This is a genomic window from Microlunatus antarcticus (assembly GCF_014193425.1).
In the GTDB taxonomy this organism is placed as follows: Bacteria; Actinomycetota; Actinomycetes; order Propionibacteriales; family Propionibacteriaceae; genus Microlunatus; species Microlunatus antarcticus.
Map to the genome: position 1 here is coordinate 253,140 of NZ_JACHZG010000001.1, position 15,494 is coordinate 268,633.

10 protein-coding genes are annotated in these 15,494 nt (G+C 72.6%); 7 read left to right on the forward strand and 3 right to left on the reverse strand.

Annotation, left to right across the window (positions count from 1 at the left end):
* Window positions 1–35: 35 nt before the first annotated feature.
* From FHX39_RS01255 to FHX39_RS01275, 5 genes are all read left to right on the forward strand, one after another.
* Window positions 36–2,444 carry a LamG domain-containing protein gene (locus FHX39_RS01255; RefSeq protein ID WP_183336093.1) on the forward strand — a complete coding sequence of 803 codons (2,409 nt, stop codon included), beginning with the start codon at window positions 36–38 and terminating at the stop codon, window positions 2,442–2,444.
* Window positions 2,445–2,591: 147 nt separating this feature from the next.
* The gene (locus FHX39_RS21915) at window positions 2,592–6,206 is read left to right on the forward strand and encodes a PKD domain-containing protein (protein ID WP_332836606.1); all 3,615 of its coding nucleotides are present in this window, start codon (window positions 2,592–2,594) and stop codon (window positions 6,204–6,206) included.
* Window positions 6,207–6,211: 5 nt separating this feature from the next.
* Window positions 6,212–6,868 (forward strand): hypothetical protein, encoded by a 657-nt coding sequence (locus FHX39_RS01265; RefSeq protein WP_183336097.1) that lies wholly within the window; start codon window positions 6,212–6,214, stop codon window positions 6,866–6,868.
* Window positions 6,852–8,135, forward strand: coding sequence for an O-antigen ligase family protein (locus tag FHX39_RS21920; protein WP_183336099.1), 1,284 nt, complete (start codon window positions 6,852–6,854; stop codon window positions 8,133–8,135). Before FHX39_RS01265 ends, FHX39_RS21920 begins: the two co-directional genes overlap by 17 nt.
* Window positions 8,128–9,582 carry a lipopolysaccharide biosynthesis protein gene (locus FHX39_RS01275; protein WP_183336101.1) on the forward strand — a complete coding sequence of 485 codons (1,455 nt, stop codon included), beginning with the start codon at window positions 8,128–8,130 and terminating at the stop codon, window positions 9,580–9,582. The genes FHX39_RS21920 and FHX39_RS01275 overlap by 8 nt, the downstream gene beginning before the upstream one ends.
* Window positions 9,583–9,595: 13 nt before the next feature.
* Here FHX39_RS01275 and FHX39_RS01280 read toward each other — a convergent pair whose 3' ends face one another.
* Complete coding sequence (locus tag FHX39_RS01280; protein ID WP_183336103.1) at window positions 9,596–10,549, reverse strand: glycosyltransferase family 2 protein; 954 nt, start codon at window positions 10,547–10,549, stop codon at window positions 9,596–9,598.
* 149 nt (window positions 10,550–10,698) lie between these two features.
* On the opposite strand from FHX39_RS01280, the gene FHX39_RS01285 reads away from it, so the two are divergent.
* Window positions 10,699–12,054: a polysaccharide biosynthesis tyrosine autokinase gene (locus FHX39_RS01285; protein WP_183336105.1), complete on the forward strand. Its 1,356-nt coding sequence runs from the start codon at window positions 10,699–10,701 to the stop codon at window positions 12,052–12,054.
* A 10-nt stretch (window positions 12,055–12,064) separates the two neighbouring features.
* Here the strand turns inward: FHX39_RS01285 and FHX39_RS01290 are convergent, their stop codons facing one another.
* Window positions 12,065–12,640, reverse strand: coding sequence for an arsenate reductase/protein-tyrosine-phosphatase family protein (locus FHX39_RS01290; protein ID WP_183336107.1), 576 nt, complete (start codon window positions 12,638–12,640; stop codon window positions 12,065–12,067).
* Window positions 12,641–12,846: 206 nt separating this feature from the next.
* Here FHX39_RS01290 and FHX39_RS01295 point away from each other — a divergent pair, with 206 nt between their 5' ends.
* The gene (locus tag FHX39_RS01295) at window positions 12,847–13,761 is read left to right on the forward strand and encodes a polysaccharide lyase (protein ID WP_183336109.1); all 915 of its coding nucleotides are present in this window, start codon (window positions 12,847–12,849) and stop codon (window positions 13,759–13,761) included.
* 75 nt (window positions 13,762–13,836) lie between these two features.
* On the opposite strand, the gene FHX39_RS01300 is transcribed toward FHX39_RS01295, so the two are convergent.
* The gene (locus FHX39_RS01300; RefSeq protein WP_183336111.1) at window positions 13,837–15,396 is read right to left on the reverse strand and encodes a sugar transferase; all 1,560 of its coding nucleotides are present in this window, start codon (window positions 15,394–15,396) and stop codon (window positions 13,837–13,839) included.
* Window positions 15,397–15,494: the final 98 nt, after the last annotated feature.

Genomic DNA, 15,494 nt, shown 5'->3' on the forward strand with positions numbered 1-15,494 from the left:
GGCGCAACAGCACGTCCTGCGGGGGAACCGACGTCATGACCCATGTTTTCGCCGCGCCTCGGCGCGCCGCCATCCTGTCGCTGACGCTCGCCCTGGCGGGGGTCAGCCTCCTCGGCGCGACCGGGCTGCCGACGGCGGAGGCGGCCGCGCCCCCCGCCGTGGTGCAGCCGGACGCCTCGTCGGGCGTGACGGCCGACGTGCTGCCGACGACCCAGATCAACGCCGGCGGCTACGTGCAGGACCAGGCCATCGTCGGGGACGCCGTCTACGCCGGAGGGTCCTTCTCCTCGGCGCGACCGGCCGGCGCCGCGGCGGGCACCAGCGAGAGCCGACGCACGAACCTGCTCGCGTACTCGATCAGCACGGGTGCCCTCAAGTCGTTCGCGCCCAGCCTCAACGGCATCGTCCGCGTCACCGCGCTGTCCCCGGACAAGAAGCGCCTCTACGTCGGCGGCGAGTTCACGACGGTCAACGGCGCGACGCGCAACCGGCTCGTCGCCTTCGACACCGGCACCGGCGCGGTCGTCGGCAGCTTCAACGTCAACCTCGGCGGGCCCGTCTACGCCATCGCCGCCACGAGCAGCACCGTGTACGTGGGCGGGCAGTTCACGCAGGCCAACGGCGTCAACCGCGGCCGCTTCGCCGCCTTCCGGGCGTCAGACGGCGGTCTGCTCAGCGCCTGGGCGCCCAAGTCGGGCGACTACCAGGCCGTGCGGGCCCTGCTCGTCGCCCCCGGCGGGAACGTCATCGCCGGCGGCCAGTTCGCGACGGTCGGCACCCTCTCGTCCTCGACCCTGACGTCCGCGCCGGGCTCGGTCTCGCTCGACCCGACCACCGGGGCCGCCAAGACCTGGGCGGTCAACAAGGTCGTCAAGCAGTACGGCACCGACGGCGGCGTCCTGTCGCTGAAGACCGACGGCACCACCGTGTACGGCGCCGGCTTCTGGTTCGGCGGCACGCAGTCCAACTTCGAGGGCGCGTGGGCGGTCAACCCCTCCGACGGCTCGATCAAGTGGCTCGCGGACTGCCACGGCGACACGTACGACACCACGGTCGCCAACGGCGTGGTCTACGCGGCGAGCCACCAGCACGACTGCTCCAACCTGGGCTCGTTCCCGCAGCAGCGCCCGACGCAGGTCGAGTGGCGCGCGAACGCGTTCACCGCGGCCGCCAAGGGCGACCTCCTGCCGAACTCGCTGTCGCCGACCAAGTTCAAGGACTACTCGGCCTACGACTCCCCGGCCGTCGTCAACTGGTTCCCGCAGTTCGCGCAGGGCCCGAGCAGCGGCTACTACTCCGGCCAGCCGACGCTGACGATCGAGAGCACCAGCGACTACGTGGTCGTCGGCGGCCAGTTCCCGACGGTGAACGGCAAGGCCCAGCAAGGTCTGGTCCGCTTCGCCCGCGGGTCCGTCGCGCCGAAGAAGGTCGGCCCGCGCGTCTACTTCTCCGACCCGGGCAGCGCCTCCACCTCCGTCGGCTCCCCGACGGTGAAGGTCGTGGGCGGCAACACCGTCCGCGTCACCGCCGCCCCCTGGGACCGCGACGACGCCGTGCTGGCGAAGGTCGAGCTGTTCCGCAACGGCTCGGTGGTGAAGACGTACACCAACCTGACGGCGCCGTGGTGGCAGACCACCGTGGCCTACACCGACTCCAGCGTCTCGGCGGGGACGAAGTACACCTACTACCTCCGGATGACCGATGCCGACGGCAACGTCGTCAGCAGCGGTTCCGCGAGCGCCGTGCCGAGCGGGACCTCGATCTCGAGCTCGACGTACTCCAACCAGGTCCGCAGCGACGGCGCCAAGAACTACTGGCGCCTGGACGACCCGTCCTCAGGTTCCGCCGTCACCGACTGGGCCGGTTCGACCGACCTCGTCCGGGCGTCGGGCCTGGGTCTCGGGGCGGCCGGCGCGATCGGTTCCGACAAGGCCGCGTCGGTGAACGGGACGGTCAACGCCTCCGCGGCGTCGAGCACCGGTTTCGTCCGGGCGCCGCAGGTCTTCAGCGTGGAGGGCTGGTTCAAGACGACGTCGACGACCGGCGGGGCCGTGGTCGGGTTCGGCGACGTCCCGACCGGGAGCAGCTACCGCCACGACCGGCAGATCTCGCTGAGCTCGTCGGGCAAGGTCGTGTTCCACGTCGACAACGGCGCGGTCCGGACGGTCACCAGCCCGAAGGCGTACAACAACGGCGCCTGGCACCACGCCGTGGCGACCCTGTCGGGCTCGGGCATGGTGCTCTACGTCGACGGGGCGAAGGTCGCGTCCAGCACCTCGGTCACCTCGGCCCGCAACTACGGCGGCTTCTGGCGGATCGGGGCGGACAAGCTCCCGGGCACCGCCACCGGCTACCTGGGCGGCTACGTCGACGACGTGGCGGTCTACCCGACCGCGTTGACCGCGACCCAGGTGAAGGACCACTACACCGACTCCGGTCGGTGACCTCGCTCACGACCTGAGCGTGGCGCCCGGCTCCTTCTCGCGAGGAGTCGGGCGAAGTCCGCACGCGACGTCTGAGAACCCCCTTATACTCCTACGCGGGGCCGGGGGATACAGCGCCCCACTCATTCTTCTGTCGGGGGACCTCGCGTGACTTCTCATTCTCTGCTGCCTCGGCGTGCGGTGTCGTTGCCGCTCGCGCTGGCGCTGGCGCTCGTCAGCCTGCTGGGTGCGTTCGGCCTGCCGGCCGCGGCCGCTGCCGCTCCGCCCGCGGCCGTCCAGCCGGACAGCTCCTCGGGTGTCACGTCCGACGTCCTCCCGACCACCCAGATCGCCGCCGGCGACTACGTCCAGGACCAGGCCATCGTGGGCGACACGGTGTACGCCGGCGGCTCGATCACCTCGGCCCGCCCCGCCGGTGCCGCCGCAGGCACGAGCGAGTCCGCCCGCACCAACCTCCTGTCCTACTCGATCAGCAGCGGCGCGCTGGGCAGCTTCGCGCCGGCCGTGAACGGCATCGTGCGGGTCCTCGAGCTGTCGCCGGACAAGTCGCGCCTCTACGTCGGCGGAGAGTTCACGACGGTGGACGGCGCGACGCACAACCGTCTCGTGGCCTTCAACACCGCCACGGGTCAGGTCGACCCGACCTTCGCGGTCAACCTCGGCGGGCCGGTCTACGCCATCTCCGCCACGAGCAGCACCGTCTACGTGGGCGGGCAGTTCACGCAGGCCAACGGCGTCAACCGCGGCCGCTTCGCCGCGTTCCGCGCGTCCGACGGCGGTCTGCTCACCGCCTGGGTCCCGAAGGTGGGCGACGGCCAGGCCGTGCGGGCGCTCCTCGTCGCCCCCGGCGGCAGCGTGATCGCCGGCGGGCAGTTCGCCACCATCGGCAGCCTCTCGAACTCGACGCTGGTCACGGCGCCCGGGTCGGTCTCCCTCGACCCCACCACCGGGGTCACGAAGACCTGGGCCGTGAACAAGGTCATCAAGCAGTACGGGGCCAACGGCGGCGTCCTGTCGTTGAAGACCGACGGCACCACCGTGTTCGGCGCGGGCTTCTGGTTCGGCGGCACGGACTCCAACTTCGAGGGGGCCTGGGCGGTCACGCCCGACGACGGCTCCATCAAGTGGCTCGCCGACTGCCACGGCGACACGTACGACACCACGATCGCCAACGGCGTGGTCTACGCCGCGAGCCACCAGCACGACTGCTCCAACATCGGCTCGTTCCCGCAGCAGCGCCCGACGCAGGTCGAGTGGCGCGCCAACGCGTTCACCGCCGACGCCAAGGGCGACGTGCTCCCGAACTCGTTCTCGCCGACCAAGTTCAAGGACTACTCGACCTACCAGGCCCCGGCCGTCATCAACTGGTTCCCCCAGTTCGCCCAGGGCCCGACGAGCGGCTACTACTCCGGCCAGCCGACCCTGACGATCGAGAGCACCAGCGACTACGTGGTCGTCGGCGGCCAGTTCCCGACGGTGAACGGCAAGGCCCAGCAGGGCCTCGTCCGCTTCGGCCGTCCGGGCCTCGCGCCGGGCACCGACGGCCCGCGGGTCTACTTCTCCGACCCCGGCAGCGCCAACACCTCGGTCGGCACCCCCAGCGTCAAGGTCGTCGGGGGCAACACCGTCCGCGTGACCGCCGCGCCCTGGGACCGGGACGACCTGGTGCTGAGCAAGGTCGACCTGCTCCGCAACAACGTCGTGGTCAAGACCTACAACGACCTCACCGCGCCCTGGTGGCAGACGACGGTGGCCTACACCGACACCGACATCACGGCCGGCACGACGTACAGCTACAAGCTGCGGATGACCGACGCGCACGGCAACACCACGACGAGCAACGCGGGATCCGTCACGCCGAGCGGCACGAACCTGGCCGACTCGACCTACTCCGACCAGGTCAAGGCCGACGGCGCCGCGAACTACTGGCGCCTCGACGACCCGTCGTCCGGCACCTCGATCACCGACTGGGCGGGTTCGACGGACCTCACCCGCGCCTCCGGTCTCGGGCTGGGTGTCGCAGGGGCCATCGGCTCCGACACCGGCGCTTCGGTCAACGCGACGGTCAGCGCCTCGGCGGCGTCGAACAACGGCTTCGTCCGCGCGCCGAACACCTTCAGCGTCGAGGCGTGGTTCAAGACGACCTCGACCTCGGGCGGGCAGGTCGTGGGCTTCGGCGACGTGCCGACCGGCAGCAGCTACCGCCACGACCGGCAGGTCTACCTGAACGCGGCGGGCAACCTCGTCTACTACCTCGACCAGGCCGGCACCTCGCGGTCGATCACGAGTCCCAAGAAGTACAACGACGGCGCGTGGCACCACGTGGTCGCGACGCTCTCGTCGGGCTCGGGCATGGTGCTCTACGCCGACGGGGCGAAGTCCGCCTCGTGGTCCTCGATCACCTCGGGCCGGGCGTACGGCGGGTTCTGGCGAGTCGGGGCTGACCTGCTCCCGGGCACCACGGCCACCACCTCGAAGTACCTGAGCGGCTCGATCGACGACGTCGCCGTCTACCCGACCGCGCTGAGCGGGACGCAGGTCAAGGACCACTACAACGACTCGGGCCGGACGGCGGCGGTCGCGCCGACGGCGGCCTTCACGATGTCGTGCGACTCGCTGGCGTGCAGCTACGACGCCAGCCCGTCCACGCCGGACATCAGCAACGCGAAGACCGCGGCGGCCACTGCCGCCGCGGTCTCCGCGGCTCCGGCCGACGGCCCCACGCCGACGATCGCCGGCTACGCCTGGAGCTTCGGCGACGGCAGCTCGGCCACGAGCATGAAGGCGGACCACACGTACCGGTCGGCGGGCACCTTCGACGTCACGCTGACCGTGACCAACAGCGCCGGGAACGTGTCGTCGGCGGTCCAGACCGTGGACGCCGTCGGCAACTCGGTGCCGGTGGCGGTCTTCACCAGCAAGGCCAAGGGGAAGAAGCTGACGTTCGACGGCAGCAAGGCCGTCGACTACGACGGCAAGATCAAGAAGTACAAGTGGTACTTCGGGGACGGGTCGACCAGCACCAAGGCGAAGACCAGCCACACCTACAAAGGGACCGGCTCCTACTTCGTCAAGCTAGCGGTCACCGACGACGACGGCGCGACCGGCTGGACCTCGACGACCCTCCTGACCGGGGGGTCGTCGCTTGCGTCTGACGCCTTTCAGCGCAAGGCCGACGGGTGGGGCAAGGCCGACAAGGGCGGCGCCTGGACCACCGACGGCGACGCCGCCTTCTCCACCGACGGCCAGCAGGGCGTGCTGAGCCTGGGCGGGGCCGGCGAGGGCGGGACCGCGAGTCTCGCCCGCGTGTCCTCCACCAAGGCCAACGTCGTCGGCGACGTGTCGATCGACAAGACGGGGTCGAAGGACGGGACCACGGCCGCGTACGTGCTTCGCCAGCGGGGCAGCGCCGACTACCGCGCCAAGCTCGTCTTCGTCGAGGACGGCAAGCTGTTCCTCGTCGTCAGCCGTGTGGTCGACGGCAAGGAGAAGGTGATCAAGACGGTGAAGCCGAAGACGACGTACGAGCCCGGCGACATCCTCCGTCTCCGCGCGACCATCAGCAGCGCGAAGAACGCCACGATCAAGGCGACGGTGTGGAACGCGGGCACCAAGGAGCCGAGCGCCCAGCTCTCCGTGAAGGACAGCACGAAGGCGCTCAACAAGGCCGGCTCGGTCGGCGTCTGGGGCTACCAGGCGCAGGCTGCGACCAACGCGCCCGTGCAGCTGGACTTCGACAACCTCCTCGTCACCGCGAGCTGACGACCTTGCCGCGCACCCGACCCCCCGTCCCGCTCCGCCTCGCCGGCCTCGTCGCCGGCTCGGCCGTGCTGCTCGTCGGCTGCTCGGACCCGGCACCCCGCCCGGCCCTGCCCGCGCCGTCGGCGTCGGCCCCGAGCGCCTCGGCCCCCGCGGCCACCCCCACGGCCGCGTCGTCCTCCGCCGCCCCGACGTCGGCACCCTCGAGCGCCACGCCCGCCCCGGCCCCCACCGCGACCGGCGACGGGACCGTCGAGCCCAACCGGCCCGTCGAGACCGCCCCGCCGAAGAGGCTGGACGAGTCGACGAAGACCGCCGGCGCCGAGGTCTCGCTGGTCTCCGTGCGGTCGACGGACATCAAGGCCAGCGGCCCGAGCGACAGCTCCGGACCCGGCGTGCTGCTCCGGCTCGAGGTGGTCAACACGACCGGCAAGCGCCTCGACACGAGCTTCGTGCAGGTCAACGTGACGAACGACGCCGGCGACCCCGGGACTCTCGTCTCCGGCTCGCCGACCGATCCCCTGACCGGTTCGCTCAAGGCCGGCGCGAAGGCGCAGGCCACGTACGCGTTCCTGCTGGGCGACGCCGGCTCCGCCCCGGTGACCGTGTCGGTGTACGTGACGTCGGGCCAGCCCGTGGTGACGTTCCGTGGTCGCGCCTCCTAGCCGGACGGCGGGCTGGACCCACGACCGCGCGAGCGTCCTCTTCCTCCTCGTCGGGCTCTGGGCGATCGTGCCCAAGATCCTCCAGACGCTCACCGCGGCCAAGTACCGCGTCCGCGTCGACCAGGCCGCCCCGCCGCCGAGCGCGGTCACGGTCCTCGCGACCGACCTGCTGACGCTGGCGCTGCTCGGCTACTGCCTCCTCGTCGTCCTCGACGCGCTGCGCAGCAACGTCCGCCGTGACCTCCTGGGCCCGGTCCTGCTGCTCGCGCCGTGGGCGTGGGTGGAGGTGCGCGGCTTCACCCTCGACGCCGCGTCCGGCGTCTCGGACCTGGTCTACCCGGCCGTCGTCGTGGCGGTCTGGCTCGTCCGGCCCGGCCTGCGGCACCTCCGGCTGCTCGGCTACCTCGCCGCCGCGGTCGCCCTCGTCTCGATCGTCATCGGCGTCGGCTTCCCCGACCAGGGGGTCTTCCGCTCGGTCGACGGCAGCGCCATCAACGAGGAGAAGGCGATCCTGCCCTTCGGGGTCCTGGTCGGCGTCTTCACCCACGGCAACACCCTCGGGCAGTACCTGCTGATGGGGCTGCCGCTGATCGCGCTCGTGCCGCGGCGCGGGCTGCGCGCGGTGCTGCTCGCGGTCACCGCGGGTGCCCTCCTGTGGAGTGCGGCCCGGTCCACCATCGCCGGGGCGGTCGCGCTCGCCCTCGTCGTGGCCGTCCTGTCGCTGCTGCCCCCCGGACGTCGGTCGGTGCCGTACCGGCTCGTGCTGGGCGGGGCGTTCGCGCTCGTCGCCGTGCTGCCCTTCGTCACCCGCGCCCCGCTCGCCTTCACGGGCCGCGGGGCGATCTGGAGCAACAGCCTGGGCTACTGGCGCGAGCACCCGTGGGTCGGCAACGGGTCGGACTTCTACACGCGGATCGCCCGGACCACCGCCGACCTCGGCGGCACCGTCTACCACGGTCACAACGAGACCGTGCAGCTGCTGGTGACCGGCGGGGTGGTGCTCGTCGTCCTGGTCGGGCTCCTGCTGGTCGCCGTGATCCGCCGGGCGACGGACGAGCGCACGGGCGGCACGATCGGCCTCGCCATCCTCCTCGCCCTCGCGGGCGCGTCGCTGCTCGAGGTGTCGCTGCTCTTCGACGACAGCGGCGCCTTCGACCCGGTCCTGCTGCTCCCGCTCGCGACCCTGCTCGTCGGCGAGCCGCTGGGCGAGGCCGCTCGAGCGCCGCGGGCCGTCGAGCATCGCCTGCCCGCCCTCGCGCGTGGTTGACCTCGGCCGCGCGGCGGCCCGGGGGACGGCGTTCACGCTCGTCGCCCAGAGCGGCCGCTTCGCCCTGCAGATCGGCTCGCTGGTCGTGCTCGCGCGGCTGCTCTCGCCGGAGGCGTTCGGCCTCGTGGCGATGGCGACCAGCGTCCTCGGCGTCGCCGAGCTGATCCGCGACTTCGGCCTCTCCTCGGCGGCGATCCAGGCGAAGGAGCTGAGCGACGCCGAGCGGACGAACCTCTTCTGGGTCAACGTCGGCATCGGCACCACCTGCGCGGTCCTCGCGCTCGTCCTCGCCCGCCCGATCGCGTCGCTCTACGGCGACCCGCGGGTCGCCGGCGTCGTCGTCGCGCTCGCGGGCCTGCTGGTCGTCAGCGGCGTGACCACCCAGTTCCGCGCGGAGCTCAGCCGCGACCTGCGCTTCGTCGCGCTCGGTGTCGTCGAGCTCTCGGCGCAGGCGGCCGGGGTGGCGGTGGCCATCTCCAGCGCCGTGCTCGGGGCCGGCTACTGGTCGATCGTCGCGCAGCAGGGCACCGTCGTGCTGGTCACCTGCGTGCTCTGCGTCGTCTTCTGCGGGTGGCGCCCGGGGCGCCCTCGTCGCGACACCTCCGTGCGGAAGTTCGTCCGCTTCGGCAGCCACGTCCTCGGCACCCAGGTGCTCGGCTACGCGACGAACAACGTCGACAACGTCGGCATCGGCGCGGTGTGGGGCGCCGGTCCGCTCGGGGTCTACAGCCGGGCGTACCAGCTGCTCATGGTGCCCATCAACCAGATCAACGACCCCATGAGCCGGGTTGTGCTGCCCGTGCTCTCCCGGGTGCAGGACGACGGGCCCACGCTCCAGCGCTACGTCGAGAAGGCGCAACGCGTCGGCACGTACGGGCTGGGGCCGCTCTTCGCGGTGGCCGCGGGCGTGGCCGCCCCGCTCGTCGCGCTGCTGTTCGGACCGCAGTGGACCGCCGTCGTTCCCGTGTTCGTCGCGCTGGCCGTCGGGGGCGTGTTCCGCGGGGTGGGGCTGGTCACGTACTGGGGCTTCCTCGCCCGCGGTCGCGCCGACCGGCAGCTGCGGATGTACCTGGTCACCCGCCCGCTGATGATCGGGATGATCCTGGCCGGCCTTCCGTGGGGACCCGTCGGGGTCGCGGCGGGGCACTCGGCCGCGTTCGCCGTCTACTGGATCGTCGCCCTGCTCTACATGGGCAAGGTCACCGGTCTCGACAGCCGCCGGCTCCTGCGTCAGGCCCTGGTCGCCCTCGCGGTCCTCAGCCTCCCCGTCGGCGGGCTGGCCTACCTCGGCACGCGCCTCGTCGACGGCACGGTTCCGCAGCTGCTGCTCGGCGGGGGCCTGGCGCTCGCCTGGGTGGGGCTGCTCCTGCTCGTGCTGCCGTCCCAGCGCGCCGAGCTGGCCGCGGCCCGGGGGCTGCTGCGGCGCCAGCGCGTCCCGGCGGCCTGACGGCTGCGTCCGGCTACGGGGCCTTGGGCCGGCCGTACTCCACGCTGACCACGCCGAGGGCGCCGCCGACGACGCCGACCGCGGTCGACACCTGGCAGGACCCGAGGGCGCGGCGCCTGACGTCCCCGCTCGCGACGCCGCGGAGCTGGTTGGCCACGCCGGTCGCGCCGCGGACGGCACCCCGGGCCACGAGCTCGAGCCGCTCGGCCAGCCGCCGGGGCCCGGAGTCGCTCAGGGCGAGGGCGACCCGGCTCCAGTCGTTCCCGGTGCGGTAGGACCGGCGCCGCACCCAGGCCCGGGTCATCCGGTCGACGGAGTGGAAGTCCAGGACCTCCGCCTCGTCGCACCAGCGGATCTCGCCGCCCGCGGCCACGATCGCGTGGGTGAGCATCGTGTCGCTGCCGCCCGTGAGGCCGAAGGCTTCGTCGAACTCCAGCCCGTACGCCCGCAGCTGCGCCAGGTCGAGCAGCAGGTTGGCGCTGCTGGCCCCGCCGAGCAGGGTCCCGGTGGTCCGGACGGTCCGGTCGAAGACCCCGGAGCCGGCCACCCAGGCGTCGGGCTCGCCCGCCTCGAAGCGCGGCACGGCCGGGCCGCTGACCGCCGCGGGGCGCCAGCGCAGCCACGCCGCGACCATCCGGCCGAGCCACCCCGGGGTGGGCAGGCCGTCGTCGTCGACGAAGACCAGCAGGTTGGCGTCGCCGGCCTCGGCCAGGGCCCGGTTGCGGGCCGCCGCGATGCCCGGCCGCGGCTCGTGGACGTAGCGGACACTGCTTCCGGCGAACGCCTCGACCTGCTCCCGGGCGCCCCCGGCGGGGTCGTTGTCGACCACGACCACCGTCGCCGCGCCGGCCAGGCCCCGGACCTGGTCCACGAGCTCGGGCAGCAGCCGGGCCAGGGCGGCGGGCCGCCGGAACGTGGCGACGCCGACGACGACGGTGGGCTGCGACGTCTGCTCGGGTTCCGCCACGGACAGGAAGATTACCGGTCCGCCCGAGGTGGGTGTGGGATCATTCAGGGCGTCAGCGGGCTGCCCGGGATCGTTGGCGGCCCGGCACCGACGCCGCACCAGGCCCGCCCGGGGCACGTCTTCGGACCCCGAGAGACAAGGAACGCCGCGTGGAGCTGCGTGGATACCTGCACGCGCTGCGGCTGCGCTGGTGGCTCGTCGCCGGTCTGGCGGTGCTCGGCGCCGTGCTCGGCCTCGCGGCCTACCTGCTGACCCCGGCGGTCTACGCCAGCACGGTCACGTTCTACGTCAGCGTCCCGCCCACGGGCGGCGGCAGCTCCGCGACGTCGACCCAGTACGCGCAGGCGAAGGTCAGCTCCTACGTCTCCCTCGTCCGCAGCGAGGAGGTCGCCCGCCGGGTGGTCGCCGACCAGAAGCTGACGGCCTCGCCGTCCTCGGTCGCCTCGACGATCACGGCCAGCGCGCAGCTGAACACCACGCTGCTGACCGTGACCGTGCAGACCGGCTCCCCGGAACGTTCCGCCACGATCGCGCGCGGCGTCGCCGACACGTTCGGTCCGCTGGTGGACGAGCTCGACAACGCGGGCCGCCCGGCGCAGGTCATCGGCGTCGACGTCGTGTCCGGCCCGACCGTCGCCTCCTCCCCGGTCAGCCCGGACCTGAAGAAGTTCTTCGCGCTCGGGCTCCTGGCCGGGCTCGTCCTCGGGGCGCTGCTCGCCGTGCTTCGCGACCTGCTCGACGTGACGGTCCGTTCGTCGACCACGGCGGCCGAGGTCGTCGGCGCACCGACGCTGGCCGTGGTGGACGAGGACCGGGACGACCGGGGGAGAGCCGAGTCGGTCCGCCAGCTCCGGACGAACCTGGCCTTCCTGCGGGCCGCAGGCGCCCCCACCTCCGGTGCCGAGGTGGTCGTCGTGACGTCCGCGCTCGGCGGCGAGGGCAAGACGACCACCGCGCTCGACCTGGCCCGCTCCTTCGCCGAGACCGGGGAGCGCGTGCTCCTCGTCGAGGCCGACCTGCGCCGCCCGACGCTCGCGCCGACCCTCCACCTCGAGCCCGGTCCGGGGCTGTCGGACGTGCTGGCCGGGCAGGCCGAGGTGGCCGCCGCCGTACGCCCCGGTGGTGCGGAGGGCCTCTCCGTGCTGCCGGCCGGGACGGTGCCGCCCAACCCGGCGGAGCTGCTCGGCTCGGCCCGGATGGCCGACACGATGGGCGGGCTGCGGTCCACGTACGACAAGGTCCTGCTCGACGCGGCCCCGCTGCTGCCCGTGACGGACGCGGCGGTCTGCTCGGCCGTCGCCGACGGCGTGCTGCTGGTCGTGCGCTGGGGTCGGACGAGCCGCAGCGAGGTGGCCGAGGCCGTGGTCATGCTCGAGCAGGTGCACGCCACCGTGCTGGGCAGCGTGCTGAACGGGCGCCGCCTCACCCGGTCGGAGCGCCGGCGCTACTCCTCGGACCCCTCCGCCTTCTCCTGGTCGCCGACCACGCCCGAGCACGCGGGCTGAGCCGGTCGGCTCAGCGGCCGACGAACGGCACCAGCGCGGCCTCGACGCGACGCCGGCACCGCCGGAAGTGCCGCAGGCTCCGGCCCATGGGGTCGGGCAGGTCCCGTTCGCGGTGGTCGGGGTGCCGCTCGCGGCCGGCCGTCGCCCGGCCCAGGAGCGCGGGCACGGTCGGTTCCGACGGGCCGGTCGCCGGGGCCGCCTGCAGCCAGGCCGAGAAGTCCAGCAGCGTGAAGGTCCGCCCGGCCGCCTCGGGCGACAGGGCGACGACCTCCTCCCGCTGCTCGGCGGCCGCGGTGAGGACCAGGTCGGAGGCGTCGACCAGCGCCGGGTCCAGCCGGGTGGCGCCCCAGCCCGTCGCGTCGACCCCGTGCTCGGCGAGGGCCCGGACGACGTACGGGTGGGCGGGCATCCCCGGCTGGGCGTGCGTCCCCGCGGACGACACGAGCAGGCCGGCGGCGCCGCCGGAGGAGTCCAGCGCGTCGCGCAGGAGCAGCTCCATCATCGGTGAGCGGCAGTGGTTGGCGTAGCAGACGAAGAGGATCCGAGCAGCGTTCTCAGGCTGCTCTGGGGAGCGTTCGTCGACCACCGCGTACGCCTTCCTCTGGACTGAGAGCCGCTCAGGCTCCTACCTCGCAACTCACAGTAATTACCGGATCAATCCTTGCGATGTCTCAGGCGAGCGTCGGACCGGACGCGGGGGATGGGGCGAGACGGTCCGCGGCCCGACGAGGGACAGCCCAGTCCTTCGCGACGCCCACCCAGCTCGGGGAACCTCGAAAGGTACTTGCTGTGATGACGCACGCCCTCACCCGGACCAGCCTGACGCTCGCCACCGTGATCATGGCCGCGACGGCCGTGTTCGCCTCCTCCGCCACCACCGAGGTCGCCCAGGCGGCGCCCGCGCCGACCGCGGCCACGGCAAACTCGCAGCGGACGATCATCACCGCCGACTTCGACGGCACCAAGCGGGGGGCCGTCGATCCCAAGTCGTTCAACAAGCTGGTGGGGCCGACCAACAAGAACAAGGGCGCCTTCGCCGGCATGACCTACCGGCAGGACTACCGCGGCTCCGGCAACGTCGTGCGGCACAAGCTCGAGGGCGGGAAGTTCATCGCGTCGAAGGGCGAGGGCCGCGGCAACGTCCTCATGGTCAAGCTGCCCGGCTCGTACGACTCGGCGTGCATGTCGTACGACGTCCGCTTCGCCGCCCCGTTCGACTTCTCCGCCGGCGGCAAGCTGCCGGGCTTCGTCGGGGTGGCGCCGGGCACGAAGCCCCAGACGCCCGAGGGCGGCGGCTCGACCGCGCACGGCTGGTCGGGGCGTCTCATGTGGCTGGGCGCGAAGATGTGGAAGTTCGTCCGCGACGCGAAGCGGTCGAACATGGTCGTGACGTACCTCTACCACCCGGGCCAGAACCGCGAGTTCGGCGACAACGTCTCCTGGGGGTCGTCCTTCACCCCGGGCGTGTGGCACCACGTGCGCCAGTGCCACGTCATGAACACCGTCGGCAAGGCCGACGGGGTCCTGCAGACCTGGTTCGACGGCACGCTGGTGATGGAGTCCGACAAGGTCGTCTACCGGACCGACCCGAAGGTGCACATCACGCACTTCGACTGGAGCGTCTTCCGCGGCGGCAACTCCGCCACCTGGGCCGGCGCGAAGAACGCCTACGTCGACCTGGACAACCTGAAGATCACCGCCGGCTGACCTGCCCGGAGCCCGAGACCCCCGTCCTCGACGGGGGTCTTCGGCGTTCCCGGGGACGCGTCTTCCGCGCCTGGGTCAGGCGGCGCCGACGCGGCGGAGGACGGCGGAGAAGGTCTTCCAGAGGATCAGCAGGTCGAGAGTGAGCGACCAGTTCTCGACGTAGCGCAGGTCGAGCTGCACGGCGGCGTCGCCTTCGAGGTGCGAACGTCCGCTGACCTGCCACAGGCCGGTGAGGCCGGGGGTCACCAGCGCGCGTCGGCTCGAGTGGGCCGGCATGAGGGCCAGCTCGTGGGCGAGGTGTGGGCGAGGGCCGACGAGTGACATCGTGCCGTTGAGGACGTTCAGCAGCTGCGGCAGCTCGTCGAGGGAGAAGCTCCGCAGGAAGCGGCCGAGGCGCGTGATCCGGGGGTCGTCGCTGAGCTTGAACAGCCCGCCCTTGCCCTGGTTGCGCTCCATCAGCGAGGCGAGCTCGTTCTCGGCGCCGATCCGCATCGAGCGGAACTTGTACATCGTGAACTCGGCCCCGCTGCGCCCGATCCGGGTCTGGGCGAAGATCACCGGTCCGCCGTCCTGCAGCTTGATCGCCAGCGCGATGAGCAGCATCAGCGGCGAGATGACCAGGAGGCCGACGCCGGTGAGCAGGATGTCGGTCGTGCGCTTGACCGCCCGCCGCGGCCCGGTGAAGTGCGGCTCCTCGATGTGCAGGAGCGGGAAGCCGACCAGCGGTCGGATGTGCATCCGCGGCCCGGCCACCTCGACCAGCCCGGGGTCGACGAGCATCTCGACCCCGCTGCCCTCGAGGGACCAGGAGAGCTCGCGCAGGTAGGTGAAGCGCGTGGCGTCGTCGCTGGTGACCGCGACGGTGTCGCAGGCGTGCTCCTTGAGCGCGGTCCCGACGTGGCGCAGGTCGCCGAGGACGGGCACCTGCAGCCCGACGAGGCCGGCCACCTCGGCGTCCGGCACGCAGACGCCGACGACGGTCATGCCGCACTCGGACTCGTTCGCGAGCCGTTGGATGAGCTGGCTCGCGGCCGCGGCGCTGCCGGCGACGACGACGCGACGGACGAGGCGTCCGGCGCGCTGCTGGCGGTGCAGGAACTTGCGGGCCGCGAACCGTCCGCCGACGCTGAGGGCGACCGCGAACGGCGTCCCCGTGACGGCGAGCTTGAGCAGCGCGTCGCGCTCGGTCTCCAGCAGGGCGGGGACGAGCTCGGCGCTGACGGCGCCGGCCACGACCACGGCGACCCAGGCCCGGAGGACCGCGTGGACCTCGTCGGACCCGACCCCGACGGCCCGTCGCTGGTAGCCCTTCATGGCCCCGACCGCGAGCGGCCAGACCACGGCACCGATGGCGCCGAGGACGAGGATGCGGACGGCCGAGGAGGACAGCGTCTCGCTGATGATGGAGGGGACGAGCGCGGCGGTGGCGCCGACCAGCACGTCCCAGGCCGTGAGAGCGGCGACGTAGCGCCGGGCCCAGACCCCGAAGCGGGGTCCGACGGGCAGCGCGACGGGGGCGTGGCCCACGGGTTCGACGACTGGCGGGGTGACTCGGACCGGCTCGACGACCCGTACGGGCGTGGCGACCAGCGGCTGGCCGAGCAGGTCGAGCCCGTCGAGCTCCTGGGTGCTCATCGGAGCCCCTGGACGGCGTCGTCCGAGCGTGGCGCCAAGGCGCGGCCAAAGACATGTGTGGTGTACATCGATCCCCCGTGCATTCCCCCGGACGCCCG